The organism is Paracoccus sp. TOH (assembly GCF_030388245.1).
Classification (GTDB): Bacteria; Pseudomonadota; Alphaproteobacteria; order Rhodobacterales; family Rhodobacteraceae; genus Paracoccus; species Paracoccus simplex.
This window is the reverse complement of the sequence record NZ_CP098360.1, coordinates 136,662-150,147: the sequence shown is the minus strand read 5'-3', so window position 1 is coordinate 150,147 and position 13,486 is coordinate 136,662. Positions and strand designations below refer to the sequence as shown.

11 protein-coding genes are annotated in these 13,486 nt (G+C 67.4%); all 11 read left to right on the top strand.

What is annotated here, in order from left to right; translation table 11 throughout:
* Positions 1-89: 89 nt before the first annotated feature.
* The 11 genes from NBE95_RS00710 to NBE95_RS00660 all read left to right on the top strand — a co-directional run bounded on the left by NBE95_RS00710 (position 90) and on the right by NBE95_RS00660 (position 13,449).
* Positions 90-1,340 (top strand): sarcosine oxidase subunit beta family protein, encoded by a 1,251-nt coding sequence (locus NBE95_RS00710; RefSeq protein WP_289894010.1) that lies wholly within the window; start codon positions 90-92, stop codon positions 1,338-1,340.
* Positions 1,341-1,347: 7 nt separating this feature from the next.
* Positions 1,348-1,632 carry a sarcosine oxidase subunit delta gene (locus NBE95_RS00705; protein WP_289894009.1) on the top strand — a complete coding sequence of 95 codons (285 nt, stop codon included), beginning with the start codon at positions 1,348-1,350 and terminating at the stop codon, positions 1,630-1,632.
* Positions 1,629-4,559 carry a sarcosine oxidase subunit alpha family protein gene (locus NBE95_RS00700; protein WP_289894008.1) on the top strand — a complete coding sequence of 977 codons (2,931 nt, stop codon included), beginning with the start codon at positions 1,629-1,631 and terminating at the stop codon, positions 4,557-4,559. Before NBE95_RS00705 ends, NBE95_RS00700 begins: the two co-directional genes overlap by 4 nt.
* Positions 4,552-5,118, top strand: coding sequence for a sarcosine oxidase subunit gamma (locus NBE95_RS00695; RefSeq protein WP_289894007.1), 567 nt, complete (start codon positions 4,552-4,554; stop codon positions 5,116-5,118). The genes NBE95_RS00700 and NBE95_RS00695 overlap by 8 nt, the downstream gene beginning before the upstream one ends.
* A gap of 2 nt (positions 5,119-5,120) precedes the next feature.
* Entirely contained in the window at positions 5,121-6,023 is a 903-nt protein-coding gene (gene folD, locus NBE95_RS00690; protein WP_289894006.1) for a bifunctional methylenetetrahydrofolate dehydrogenase/methenyltetrahydrofolate cyclohydrolase FolD, read from the top strand.
* Positions 6,024-6,106: 83 nt separating this feature from the next.
* Positions 6,107-6,991 (top strand): formyltetrahydrofolate deformylase, encoded by an 885-nt coding sequence (purU, locus tag NBE95_RS00685; protein ID WP_289894005.1) that lies wholly within the window; start codon positions 6,107-6,109, stop codon positions 6,989-6,991.
* 659 nt (positions 6,992-7,650) lie between these two features.
* Positions 7,651-8,784 (top strand): aminomethyltransferase family protein, encoded by a 1,134-nt coding sequence (locus tag NBE95_RS00680; protein ID WP_289894004.1) that lies wholly within the window; start codon positions 7,651-7,653, stop codon positions 8,782-8,784.
* 74 nt (positions 8,785-8,858) lie between these two features.
* Positions 8,859-9,473 (top strand): dimethylamine monooxygenase subunit DmmA family protein, encoded by a 615-nt coding sequence (locus NBE95_RS00675; protein WP_289894003.1) that lies wholly within the window; start codon positions 8,859-8,861, stop codon positions 9,471-9,473.
* Positions 9,470-10,417 (top strand): PDR/VanB family oxidoreductase, encoded by a 948-nt coding sequence (locus NBE95_RS00670; RefSeq protein WP_289894002.1) that lies wholly within the window; start codon positions 9,470-9,472, stop codon positions 10,415-10,417. Before NBE95_RS00675 ends, NBE95_RS00670 begins: the two co-directional genes overlap by 4 nt.
* 10 nt (positions 10,418-10,427) lie before the next feature.
* The gene (locus tag NBE95_RS00665; RefSeq protein ID WP_019352493.1) at positions 10,428-11,474 is read left to right on the top strand and encodes a DUF3445 domain-containing protein; all 1,047 of its coding nucleotides are present in this window, start codon (positions 10,428-10,430) and stop codon (positions 11,472-11,474) included.
* Between the two features lie 184 nt (positions 11,475-11,658).
* Positions 11,659-13,449 (top strand): APC family permease, encoded by a 1,791-nt coding sequence (locus tag NBE95_RS00660; protein WP_289894001.1) that lies wholly within the window; start codon positions 11,659-11,661, stop codon positions 13,447-13,449.
* The last annotated feature ends 37 nt before the right edge of the window (positions 13,450-13,486 follow it).

The window sequence follows — 13,486 nt, the reverse complement described above, 5'->3', positions numbered from 1 at the left end:
TGTCCGGAATAGGCAAGGCAATGTCCTTGTCGGGCGCATTGCCGGGGCCGAGCTGTGCCAGATTCGAATCGACGAAGGAGATTATCGCCATGCATTTCTCGGGCTTGCGGGTCATCAGAGAGGCGCTGACCGGTCACAAGGGATGGAAGCCGCTATGGCGCAATCCCGAACCGCAGCCGGCCTATGACTACATCATCGTCGGCGGCGGCGGGCATGGGCTGGCGACGGCCTATTATCTCGCCAAGACCTTCGGCCGGGCGCGCATCGCCGTGCTGGAGAAAAGCTGGCTCGGTTCGGGCAATATCGGCCGCAACACCACGATCATCCGCTCGAACTACCTGCTGCCGGGCAACGAGCCCTTCTACGAATTCTCGATGAAGCTCTGGGAGGGGCTGGAGCAGGAGTTCAACTTCAACGCCATGGTCAGCCAGCGCGGCATCCTGAACCTGTGCCATACCGATGCGCAGCGCGATGCCTTCCGCCGGCGCGGCAATGCCATGCTGCTGGCCGGCGCCGATGCCGAACTGCTGGACCCCCAGCAGGTGCGGGCCATGGCGCCGTTCCTGAACTTCGACAATGCCCGTTTCCCGATCAAGGGCGGGCTGTTGCAGCGCCGGGCCGGGACCGCGCGCCATGACGGCGTGGCCTGGGGCTATGCCCGCGGCGCCGACATGCGCGGCGTCGACCTGATCCAGAATTGCGAGGTCACCGGCTTCCGGATCGACGGCGGCCGCATCAGCGGGGTCGAGACGACGCGCGGCTATATCGCCGCCGGCAAGGTCGGCGTGGCGGTGGCGGGCTCGTCCGGCCGGGTGATGGCGATGGCGGGGATGCGGCTGCCGATCGAAAGCCATGTGCTGCAGGCCTTCGTCTCGGAGGGGCTGAAGCCGACCATCCCCGGGGTCATCACCTTCGGCGCCGGGCATTTCTATGTCAGCCAGTCCGACAAGGGCGGGCTGGTCTTCGGCGGCGATATCGACGGCTACAACTCCTATGCCCAACGCGGCAACCTGCCGGTGATCGAGGACGTGACCGAGGGCGGCATGGCGCTGATGCCGATGATCGGCCGGGCGCGGCTGCTGCGCGTCTGGGGCGGCATCATGGACATGTCCATGGATGGCAGCCCGATCATCGACCGCACGCCCGTCGAGGGGCTCTATCTGAATGCGGGCTGGTGCTATGGCGGCTTCAAGGCGACGCCCGCCAGCGGCTATGCCTTTGCCCATCTGCTGGCCACCGACCGCCCGCACGAAACCGCCGGCGCCTATCGCCTGGACCGTTTCGCGCGCGGCTATGTCATCGACGAAAAGGGCGTGGGCGCCCAACCGAACCTGCATTGAGGCCGCCATGCTGATCCCCCATCCCCTTCTTGGCCTGCGCGACGCACAGGAATTCACCTATCTGGGCGATGCGCGCCTGATCGACCGCCCCGACGGCATGGCCGAAGGCGCCGAGGCCGCCTTTGCCGAATACGTCTATCTGCGCGACAACCCGGCCGGGGTGCATCGCGAATTGTGGTTCCACGAGCAGGGCGACCGCTCCTGGCTGGTCGTGACCCGAGACACCACCACGCACGAGATCCTGGGCGCCGAGCTGGCGCGTGACGCGAAGCTGAAAGGCGGTGCCGCATGACCCGCCTGAGCGGAGGGCTGATCGACCGCGCCCGCGACCTGAAATTCACCTTCGACGGCCGGACCTATTCCGGCCATCCCGGCGACACGCTGGCTTCGGCGCTGCTGGCGAACGGCGTGCGGCTGATGGGCCGCAGCTTCAAGTATCACCGGCCGCGCGGCGTCTTCTCGGCCGGGTCCGAAGAGCCGAATGCGCTGGTGGAACTGCGCGGCGGCGCCCGGAAAGAGCCCAATACCCGCGCCACCGTGGCCGAGCTTTACGACGGGCTGGAAGCCGCCAGCCAGAACCATGTCGGGCCTCTGGGCTTCGACCTGCTGGCGATGAACGACCTGTTCTCCTCGTTCTTTGCCGCGGGCTTCTATTACAAGACCTTCATGTGGCCGCGCGCCTTCTGGGAAAAGCTCTACGAGCCGGCGATCCGCCGGGCGGCGGGCTTGGGCAGCCTGTCGATGCAGCCCGATCCCGACGCCTATGACAAGGGCTTCCTGCATTGCGACCTGCTGGTCATCGGCGGCGGCGCGGCGGGGCTTTCGGCGGCGCTGACCGCCGGCCGCGCCGGGGCGCGGGTCATCCTGGCCGACGAGGATTTCCGCCTGGGCGGCCGGCTGCTGGCGGAATCCCATGCGCTGGACGATGCCCCGGCGGCCGAATGGATCGCGCGGGCCGAGGCCGAGCTGGCGGCGCTGCCCAATGTCCGCATCCTGCGCCGCACCACGGTGTTCGGCGCCTTCGACCACGGCGTCTATGGCGCGGTCGAGCGGGTCGCCGATCACCTGCCCGAGCCGGGCCGGCAGGTGCGCCAAACGCTCTGGCGGATCACCGCCCACCGCGCCGTGCTGGCCGCCGGCGCCATCGAGCGGCACATTCCGTTCCAGAACAACGACCGCCCCGGCATCATGCTGGCCGGCGCGATGCGCGCCTATGCCAACCGCTGGGCGGTCAGCCCGGCGAAACGGGTGGCGATCTTTACCAATAACGACGACGGCCACCGCACGGCGCTGGACCTGGCCGCCAAGGGGGTCGATGTCGCGGCGGTGATCGACAGCCGCCAGGACGCGCGCGCCCAGGGCGATTACCGGCTGGTCCATGGCATGGTCAGCAATGCCAAGGGCCGCCTGGGTCTGCGCGGTATCGAGATCGACAGCAACGGACGCAGGGAATGGCTGGCTTGCGGCGCGCTCGGCGTCGCCGGCGGCTGGAACCCGAACGTGCATCTGGCCTCGCACCACCGCGGTCGGCCGGTCTGGGACGAGACGCTGCAAGCCTTCGTCCCCGGCGAGAACGGACCGCGCGGGCTGATCGTCGCCGGCGCCGCGACGGGGCAGGGCAGCACCGCTGCCGCGCTGCGCTCGGGCGCCGACGCGGCGGTCGAGGCGCTGGCCCAGCTCGGCATCGAGGCCCGGCCCGCCGAGCTGCCGGCGGCCGAGGATGCGCCGGCCGGTCTGCGCCCGCTCTGGCATGTGCCGGGCAAGGGCCGCGCCTGGGTCGATTTCCAGAACGACGTGACCGTCAAGGACATCAAGCTGGCGCATCAGGAAAACATGCGCCCGGTCGAGCATCTGAAGCGCTGGACCACGCTGGGCATGGCCACCGACCAGGGCAAGACCGCCAACGTCACCGCCCTGGCGGTCATGTCGGAACTGACCGGCAAGCCGATCCCGGAAACCGGCACGACGATCTTTCGCCCGCCCTATAGCGGCGTGTCGCTGTCGGTGCTGGGCGGCGGCGATACGGGGGCGCATTTCCGCCCGCGCCGCCTGACGCCCACGCATGAATGGGCGCGCGCGCAGGGCGCCGTGTTCATCGAGGTCGGCCCCTGGATGCGGGCGCAATACTTCCCCCGTCCGGGCGAGACGCATTGGCGCCAGACCGTGGACCGCGAGGTGCTGGCCACCCGCAAGGGCGTTGGCATCTGCGACGTGACCACGCTGGGCAAGGTGGATGTGCAGGGCGCGGATGCCGGAGAGTTCCTCGACCGGATCTATGCCAATGCCATGAAAAGCCTCAAGGTCGGCATGGTCCGCTATGGCTTGATGCTGCGCGAGGACGGCTCGGCCTGGGACGACGGCACCTGCGCCCGGCTGGCCGAGGACCATTACGTCGTCACCACCACCACCGCCCAGGCGGGACCGGTCTACCGGCAGATGGAATTCGCACGGCAGTGCCTTTGGCCCGAGCTGGACGTGCAGTTGATCTCGACCACCGACGCCTGGGCGCAGATCGCGGTGGCCGGCCCCAATGCCCGCCGGTTGCTGGAGCGGATCGTGGACGGGTTCGACCTGTCGAACGAGGCTTTCCCCTTCATGGCCTGCGCCGGGCTGACGGTCTGCGGCGGGCTGCGGGCGCGGCTGTTCCGCATCAGCTTCTCGGGCGAGCTGGCCTATGAGCTTGCGGTTCCGTCCCGCTATGGCCAGGCGTTGGTCGAGCGGCTGATGGAACAGGGCGCCGATCTGGGCGCCACCCCCTATGGCACCGAAGCGCTTGGCGTGATGCGCATCGAAAAGGGCCATGCCGCCGGCAACGAGCTGAACGGCCAGACCACGGCGCAGATGCTGGGGCTGGGCCGCATGGTCAGCAGCAAAAAGGACGGCATCGGCGCGGTGATGTCCCGGCGCGAGGGGCTGGCAGCCGAAACCCGGGTGCTGGTCGGGCTGCAGCCGGTCGATCCGGCGCAGCCGGTGCTGGCCGGGATGCATCTTTTCGCCGAAGGCGCCGAGCACCGGACCGAGACCGACCAGGGCTGGATCACCTCGGCCTGCCATTCGCCGCATGTGGGATCCAGCATCGGCCTGGGCTTCCTGGCCAATGGCGGCGCCCGCCTGGGCGAGACGGTGATCGCCGCCAATCCGCTTCAGGGGCAGAAGGTGGCGCTGCGCGTCGTCTCGCCGCATTTCGTCGACCCCGAAGGAGGGCGCCTGCGTGACTGACCTGACTCCCATCACCGCTCTGGGTGCGCGGGCGCCCGCCTGGCACGCCTTTGGTGCGCTGACCATCACCGAGAATGCCGGCCTGGCGCTGGCCTCGCTGGCGCTGCGCCAAGGCGCGGCCGAGCCCGCGCCGCTGGGTCTGGCGCTGCCGGGGCCGGGGGCATGGCGGGCCGGGCAGGGCGTTGGCGCCTTCTGGACCGGGCCCGGCCAATGGATGATCGAGGCCGAGGGGCGCGCCGCCGAGGATTTCGCCGCCGCGCTGGCCGTCGAGGCGCCGGGCTGCTCGGTCACCGAACAGACCGACGGCTGGACCGTATTCGAAATCGTTTCGGACCGGGGCGGCGCCCCGATCCGGGCACTGATGGAAAAGCTGGTGAACATCGACGCCGCGGCCTTCGGGTCGGGCTCGGCCACGCGCACCGGCTTGCATCATATGAGCGTCTTCCTGATCCGCCGGGCCGAGGATCGGCTGGCGGTGATCGGCATGCGGTCTCTGGCCGCCGCGCTCTGGCACACGCTCGAGGAATCCGCCGGGCGCCTGAAGGGAGAAAGGACATGAACATGGCTGCAAGGAATGGCGGCGCAATCATCGACGGCAAGGGCTTTGCTTCCGGGGTTCGGGCGCGGGTTGCCGAGCATGTGGGGCGGCTGAAGGCGGCGCATGGGGTGGTTCCCGGTCTTGCGGTGGTGCTGGTGGGCGAGGATCCGGCCAGCGAGGTCTATGTCCGCAACAAGGGCATCCAGACCCGCGAGGCCGGCATGGCGAGCTTCGAGCACAAGCTGCCGGCCGAGACCCCGCAAGAGGATCTTCTGGCGCTGATCGGCCGGCTGAACGCCGATCCGGCGGTGCATGGCATCCTGGTGCAGCTGCCGCTGCCCGGGCACATGGATGCCGAGCGGGTGATCAACGCCATCGACCCGGCAAAGGACGTGGACGGGTTCCACATCTCGAATGTCGGGCTGCTGGGGACCGGGCAGAAAAGCATGGTGCCCTGCACGCCCTTGGGCTGCCTGATGCTGTTGCGCGACCGGCTTGGCGATCTTTCCGGGCTGAACGCGGTGGTGGTGGGGCGCTCGAACATCGTCGGCAAGCCGATGGCGCAGCTTTTGCTGGGCGACAGCTGCACGGTGACCATCGCGCATTCGCGGACCAAGGATCTGGCCGGGCTCTGCCGCACCGCCGACATCCTGGTCGCGGCGGTCGGCCGGCCGCGGATGATCCGCGGCGACTGGGTCAAGCCCGGGGCGACGGTGATCGACGTCGGCATCAACCGCATCGAGGAGGACGGCCGCACCCGGCTGGTGGGCGACGTCGATTTCGACAGCGCGGCCCAGGTCGCCGGGGCCATCACCCCGGTGCCGGGCGGGGTCGGACCGATGACCATCGCCTGCCTGCTGGCCAACACGCTGACCGCCTGCTGCCGGGCCCATGGCTGGCCCGAGCCCGAGGGCCTGACCGCCTGAGACATGCGCAGGGCCGGGTGTCCCCGGATCCGATGAAACCGAAGAACAACGGGCTTTGCCCATCAAGACAAGTGGAGAAACCGATGAACAAGTTCTGCCTGACCGTTGCCTGCGAATCCACGCGCGGCATCGTGGCCGCCATCTCGGGCTTTCTGGCCGAGAACGGCTGCAACATCACCGATTCCAGCCAGTTCGACGACCCGCAGACCGGCAAGTTCTTCATGCGCGTCAGCTTCGTCTCGGAAGAGGGCGTGGGGCTGGAGGATCTGCGCGCGGGCCTGGCCGAAGTGGCGGCGCCCTTCGCCATGCAATACGCCATCCACGACGAATCCGAGAAGATGAAGGTGGTGATCATGGTCAGCCGCTTCGGGCATTGCCTGAACGATCTCTTGTATCGCTGGCGCATCGGCGCCTTGCCGATCGAGATCGTGGCGGTGATCTCGAACCACATGGACTATCAGAAGGTGGTGGTGAACCACGACCTGCCCTTCCACTGCATCAAGGTCACCAAGGAGAACAAGCCGCAGGCCGAGGCCGAGCAGATGCGCATCGTGCGCGAGACCGGGGCCGAGCTGATCGTGCTGGCGCGCTACATGCAGGTGCTGTCGGACGAGATGTGCAAGGAAATGTCGGGGCGGATCATCAACATCCACCACTCGTTCCTGCCGAGCTTCAAGGGCGCCAACCCCTACAAGCAGGCCTTCGAGCGCGGGGTGAAGCTGATCGGCGCCACCAGCCATTACGTGACCGCGGATCGCGACGAGGGCCCGATCATCGAGCAGGACATCATCCGGGTGACCCATGCGCAATCGCCCGAGGATTATGTCTCGCTGGGCCGCGACGTGGAAAGCCAGGTGCTGGCGCGGGCCATCCACGCCCATATCCACCGCCGGGTGTTCCTGAACGGCAACAAGACCGTCGTCTTCCCGGCATCGCCCGGAAGCTATTCCAGCGAGCGCATGGGCTGACCGCCTCTACACCGCTTTTTTCCTGCATGGTGCGCCCGACGCGCGCCGTGCCAAGCCAGTCATGCCGGCGCGTCGACTTCGCAAGTCGCTGCGCCGGCATGATATTTTCGCGGACGGTTGCAGAATCGGCGGTGCGGCGACGACCCGGTCGGTGGCCGGACGGATATCGAGCAAATGATTCGCCGGCCTTGCGTTTCGCTGATTCCCGCCCCTGCCACGGCGCGGAACTGCGGCCAGTTTGGGCGCTGGCCGCGGCGCTCCGTTCGGCCTTCCCACGGGCCATTCTTCCGGGTTTTTCTGCCAAAAACCCGGCTCCTGGCCGGGGTATAGGCAGAAAGATGTGCAAAACATTCCTGTTAAGAAAAATAATTGCTTTTTAGGCGAGATATGTGTTGAATGGTTTCAACAAGCGAGCGGATGCAAAAACCGGTCCGATCAACAACAGGCGGTTCATGGGTCGCCGCCCCGCGCGGGGCTCGGACCCGAAGGAGGGGCAGGCCTCGATCCTGTTCGTTCCGACCTTGCCAGACATGCCGCCGGCCCGGCGCCCTGTCTGCCGCCCATGACCTGATCGGGCCGCTTGCCCCCGCCCTTCGTTGCCATGGAAGCCCTGGTCCGGTTGCGGATCGTGGAACGGATACCGAATAGGAGGAATTGAGATGACGGCGAGTTGGCGATTTTCTGCTCTGGCAGACCGGCACCGGGCCCTGGGCTCGGGGCTTGAGGATTGGAGCGGGATGGGAACGGCATGGACCTATGACAAGGACCAGCTCGAGGAATACATGGCGATCCGCACCAAGGCCGGGGTGATGGACGTCTCGGGGCTGAAGAAGGTGCATGTGATCGGCCCGCATGCCAGCCATGTCATCGACCGCGCCACGACCCGCTCGGTCGAGAAGATCAAGCCCGGCCGCTCGGCCTATGCCAGCATGCTGAACGACGGCGGCAAGTTCGTCGACGACTGCGTGATCTACCGCATGGGTCCGCACAGCTTCATGGTGGTGCACGGCTCGGGCCAGGGGCACGAGCAGCTGACCATGGCGGCGACCGGCCGCAATGTCAGCGTGATGTTCGACGACGACCTGCACGACATCTCGCTGCAGGGGCCGCTGGCGGTGGATTACCTGGAAAAGCACGTGGCGGGCATCCGCGACCTGGCCTATTTCAGCCATATCCACACGACGCTGTTCGGCAAGCCGGTGACCATCTCGCGCACCGGCTATACCGGCGAGCGCGGCTACGAGATCTTCTGCCGCCGTCAGGACGCGCCCGAGATCTGGGACACGATCGTGGCCGAGGGCGCGGCGATGGGCATCATCCCGACCCGCTTCACCACGCTGGACCTGCTGCGGGCGGAAAGCTACCTGCTGTTCTTCCCCTATGACAACTCCGAGAAGTACCCGTTCGAGAACGAGCCCTGCGGCGACACGCTGTGGGAGCTGGGGCTGGACTTCACCGTCTCGCCCGGCAAGACCGGCTTCCGCGGCGCCGAGGAGCATTACCGGCTGCGCGGCAAGGAGCGCTTCAAGATCTACGGCGTCAAGCTGGAGGGCACCGAGGCCGCGGCCGAGGGCGCGCCGATCATCAAGGACGGCAAGGAAGTCGGCGTGGTCACCGTCGGCTTCTACAGCCCGCTGAACAAGCACAATATCGGCATCGCCCGGATGCCGGTCGATTGCGCGGTGCCCGGCACGCCGCTGACCATCCGCAACCCGGGCGGCGATATTGCCGCCACCGCCCAGCCGATGCCCTTCCACGATCCCGAGAAGAAGCGTCGCACCGCCAAGGGCTGAGCCGACCGGGGACGAGGCGGCGCCAGGACGCCCAAGGCCGCCTCGTCCCCTTCGCGACAGGGAGAACGCAGCCAATGCGAGCCACGGAATTTTCACCTTCAATCCCCAGCCGCCCGGTCTATGGCGGATTGCGACCGCACGGGGCGCTGCCCGCGCTGATGCTGGCCGAGGGCGCGGGCGGCGAGGCGCTGGCCGAGCTGGCCAAGGCCGACTCCTCGGTCATGCGTCATGCCCAGCTGTTCTACATCTCCTCCGGCGCCCCGGCCGGCCCCGAGCTCGCGGCGCGGCTGCGGGGGCTGGGCCCGGCCAGCTATGTCGAGGGGCCGAGCTGGGCGGCGCTGCGGCCGCGCTTCGCGCGGGCTTTGGCCGACGCGCATATGGGCATCCGGCTTTACCTGGCCGGCAGCGAGGGGCTGATCGGTCAGGCCATGGCCGATGCGCTGGCCGCCGGCCTGCCGCTCGAGGCGATCGACGCCGAACATCACGGCGGCATCGCCCGGCGGATGCAATGCGTGCATTGCAAGGGCATCACCGAAAACGTCACCACCGACCCGTTCACCTGCGCGCATTGCGGGCTGAACCTGTTCGTGCGCGACCATTACTCACGCCGCATCGGCGCCTTCCAGGGGGTCTGCATCGATGCCGAGACCCCGGGCATCGTGCCCGAGCCGCAGGAGATCAAGCCATGACGTCCCTGATGCTGCGCGTGACAGAGGCCGAATTGCTGACGCCGCTGGTCAAGCGCTTCCGTTTCCAACATCCGCAGGGCGAATTGCTGCCGCTGTTTTCCGGCGGCGCGCATGTCGTGGTCGAGATGCCGGACGGCGACGTGCTGCGCCGCAATGCCTATTCGCTGATTTCGGACCCGCAGGACGGCTCGGGCTACGAGATCGCGGTGCGGCGCGAGGATGGCGGACGCGGCGGGTCGCGCTTCATGCATGGCCAGGTGCGGCCCGGCGACCTGCTGCGCGTCTCGCTGCCGCTGAACCTGTTCGCGCTGGACCTGCGGGCGAAGAAGCATGTGCTGATCGCCGGCGGCATCGGCATCACGCCTTTCATCGCCCAGATCCGACAGCTTCTGCGCATGCAGTTGCCTTTCGAGTTGCATTACGGTGCCCGCTCGCGCGACGAAGCGGCCGGGCTGGACCTGCTGCCGGATGTGCCGCATATCCATTTCCATATCTCGGATGAGAGCAACCGCATGGATCTGGGGGCCTTCCTGTCGGCGCAACCGCTGGGCACCCATGTCTATACCTGCGGCCCCGAAGGCCTGATCAATGCGGTCGCGCAAACCGGCGCCCGGCTGGGCTGGCCGAAAACCGCGCTGCATTCCGAGGTTTTCCAGGCGCCGCCGCCGGGCCGGCCCTTCGAGGTGGTTCTGGCCCGTTCGGGCCGGACCATCGAGGTCGGGGCGCATCAGAGCCTGCTCGAGGCGCTGGAGGCGGCCGAGGTCGAGATCGACTGGTCCTGCCGCGGCGGCGCCTGCGGGCGCTGCGAGACGCGCGTGGTCTCGTGCCACGGCCGGATCGAGCATCACGACCATTGGCTGTCCGAGGACGAGCAGTCCGAACAGACCCGCATCATGCCCTGCGTCTCGCGCTTCCGTGGCGAGTCGCTGATCATCGACCGATAGGAGCCCGGCCATGACCATCCGGTTCAACGACGAGACCTTCCGCGACGATTACAGCTATCACAATTCCGCCGAAGCCATCCGGCGCTTCCCGTTCCCGTTCGACAAGGACGATTACATGTACTCCGTCAACATGGAGCCGCATGGCACGGGGGGGCGCGCCGGCAGCGTCTTCGAGAAGCGCTTCGACGTGGACGAACATTACGTGGCCGAGATGCGCGACCGCGCCATCACCCTGGCCGGCGATCCGCTGCGCTGCCAATCCCTGCCGCATATGGAACTGGCCGGCTGGGATCTACTGGAACTGATCATGCAGTGCAAGGCCGAGGATTACCCCGAGCTGTTCCAGCTGCATCGCGACGGCGACCGCTGGCACTGGGTCAACCGGCCGCTGGGGATCGAGCAGCGCTTCACCTTCCTTGACTCGACGACGTTGCCCTGCGGGCCGATGGAATACATCACCCGGCAGGCCCAGGGCGATTTCGCGGTGCTGGACCAGCGCGAGAACAACCTGTGGATGGATGCCGGCATGGTGACCAGCCAGGCCGACTGGTCGCTGGATTTCGACATCGGCATGAACTTCTTCGAATGGCATGCGCCGGTGCCGAAGGCCGCCGAGATGGGCATCTTCCAGCGGGCGCTGAAATTCCTGCTGGCAATCCCGCAGGGTTCGCCCTCGCGGCGGCTGAACTGGACCATGACGGTGAACCCGCGGCTGGATACCAGCCCCGAGAACTATCACCTCTGGGGGCCCGAGAAACGCACCATCACCCCCGAGAATGTCGGCGCCAAGCAATATCTGCGGGTCGAGCTGCAAAGTTTCTGGCGGCTGCCGCGCTCGAACGCGCTGGCCTTCCCGATCCGCTGCTACATGATCGCGCTGCAAGACCTGGTGACGGTGCCGAAATGGGGGCGCCGCCTGCACCGGGTGATCCGCGACCTGCCCGACGAGCTGGCAGAATACAAGGGCTTCACCGTCAACCGCCAGATCATCACCGACTATCTGGCCCAGTTCGACGACGGAAAGCCGACATCGCCGGGGATCTTCGCCGACGACTGAGGCCGGCGGACGGCCATCGCAGGACAACCAACCCCGGGTGGGGCTGAAGAACAACCGGCGCCATGCGGCTGCCGGAAGGGCATCGTGATGCCGCCGTTCCCCGGATGGCGGGCATCCCGGATCACGGGCCGCGGTCCCGCCGGCGGGGGCGGCCCGACAGAAAAGCCGGCAGGGGAGTTTTGCAATGACATATACGACCACAACGGCGGAAACGCCGCAAGAGACCGGCCATATGGTCCGTTCGCTCAGCTGGACGGGGGCGTTCTGGATCGCCGCCGGCGTGCCGCCGCTGGTGCTGTTCTCGCTGGGCGGCATCGCCGGGACCACCGGCAAGGTCGCCTTCGTCGTCTGGATCGTCTCGATGATGATGGGCTTTGCGCAGTCCTTCACCTATGCCGAGATGGCGGGCATGTTCGGCAACAAATCCGGCGGCGCCTCGGTCTATGGCGCCATGGCCTGGCTGCGCTATGCCAAGCCGGTGGCGCCGCTGTCGATCTGGTGCAACTGGTTCGCCTGGTCGCCGGTGCTGTCCCTGGGTTGCGCCATCGCGGCCGGCTACATCCTGAACGCGCTGTTCCCGGTGCCGCTGGCCGGCTCGCAGCCGGTGCTGGACTGGATCGCCGCCCATGCGAACTCGATCACCGCCGACAGTCCGCGGGTGGCGGAATACCTGGCGGCCAATCCCGGCCTTGGCAGCGCCCAGGCGATCCAGGCCCTGCTGACCGGCGACGCGGTGTCGGCTCTGACCCCGGCGATCCGCAGCTGGACGGCTTTCAATCTGGAAATCCCCGGCCTGTTCACGCTTTACTTCAACACCACCTTCGTCATCGGCGCGGTGCTGATGCTGATCCTGATCGCGATCCAGTATCGCGGCGTCTCCTCGACGGCGACGGCGCAGAAATGGATGGCAATCATCGTGCTGGTGCCGCTGATCCTGGTCGGGCTGGTGCCGATCTTCACCGGCGCGATCGACTATGGCAATGTCTCGAACATCGTGCCGCCGGCCACCGCCTATTCGGCCGAGCCGGGCAGCTGGAACCTGGGCGGCTGGACGCTGGTGCTGGGCGGGCTCTACATCGCCGCCTGGTCGACCTATGCCTTCGAGACGGCGGTCTGCTACACCCGCGAACTGAAGAACCCCAAGCGCGACACCTTCCGGGCCATCTTCTTCTCGGGCCTGCTCTGCATGGCGTTCTTCTGCCTGATCCCCTTCGCCTTCCAGGGCGTTCTGGGCATCGAGGGTATGCTGGCGCCCGGCATCGTCGACGGCACCGGCATCGCCCAGGCGCTTGGCGGCATGATCGGCGCCGGGCCGGTGGTGGCGCAATTCTTCACCGTGCTGATGCTGCTGGCGCTGTTCATGGCGATCATGACCGCCTGCGCCGGTTCGGCGCGCACGCTCTACCAGGGCTCGCGCGACGGCCTGCTGCCGAAATTCCTGGGCCATGTGAACGAGCAGGGCGCCCCGGTCAACGCGATCTGGACGAATTTCGTCATCAACCTGTTCCTGCTGGCGCTGGCCTCGGATGCCAACGGCTATTTCTACGTCCTGGCCATCTCGAACGTGGGCTACCTGACCTTCAACTTCCTGAACCTGAATGCCGGCTGGATCCACCGCATCGACTCGCCGCATGTCGAGCGGCCCTGGCGCGCGCCGACCTGGCTGATCGGGCTGAACACGCTGCTGGCCTTCGCCAATGCGCTGTTCCTCGGCGCCGGCGCCAAGGTCTGGGGCTATTCCAACGCTTTGCTTTCGGGGGCGATCTTCGCGGCGCTCGTCGTGCCGATCTTCCTGTGGCGCCATTATGTCACCGACAAGGGCCGCTTCCCGGCCGAGGCGATGCAGGATCTGGGGCTGGATCACGACGCGACCAGCTTCGGGCCCCGGCGCGCCGGCATCCTGCCCTATCTGGCGCTGGCGGCGGGTGTGGCCGTGGTGGTGGTCGCCAACCGGGTCTTCCAACTGCCGGGCTAAGGCCCCGTCGCGCAAATGCTGCGGCCGCCCCAAGGGG

What these genes read in the sequence shown, in the direction of transcription:
- NBE95_RS00660 (WP_289894001.1), top strand. Translation starts at nt 11,659, where the DNA reads ATGACATATACGACCACAACGGCGGAAACGCCGCAAGAGACCGGCCAT.
- NBE95_RS00670 (WP_289894002.1), top strand. Translation starts at nt 9,470, where the DNA reads ATGACGTCCCTGATGCTGCGCGTGACAGAGGCCGAATTGCTGACGCCG.
- NBE95_RS00680 (WP_289894004.1), top strand. Translation starts at nt 7,651, where the DNA reads ATGACGGCGAGTTGGCGATTTTCTGCTCTGGCAGACCGGCACCGGGCC.
- folD (WP_289894006.1), top strand. Translation starts at nt 5,121, where the DNA reads ATGGCTGCAAGGAATGGCGGCGCAATCATCGACGGCAAGGGCTTTGCT.
- NBE95_RS00710 (WP_289894010.1), top strand. Translation starts at nt 90, where the DNA reads ATGCATTTCTCGGGCTTGCGGGTCATCAGAGAGGCGCTGACCGGTCAC.
- NBE95_RS00700 (WP_289894008.1), top strand. Translation starts at nt 1,629, where the DNA reads ATGACCCGCCTGAGCGGAGGGCTGATCGACCGCGCCCGCGACCTGAAA.
- NBE95_RS00705 (WP_289894009.1), top strand. Translation starts at nt 1,348, where the DNA reads ATGCTGATCCCCCATCCCCTTCTTGGCCTGCGCGACGCACAGGAATTC.
- purU (WP_289894005.1), top strand. Translation starts at nt 6,107, where the DNA reads ATGAACAAGTTCTGCCTGACCGTTGCCTGCGAATCCACGCGCGGCATC.
- NBE95_RS00675 (WP_289894003.1), top strand. Translation starts at nt 8,859, where the DNA reads ATGCGAGCCACGGAATTTTCACCTTCAATCCCCAGCCGCCCGGTCTAT.
- NBE95_RS00665 (WP_019352493.1), top strand. Translation starts at nt 10,428, where the DNA reads ATGACCATCCGGTTCAACGACGAGACCTTCCGCGACGATTACAGCTAT.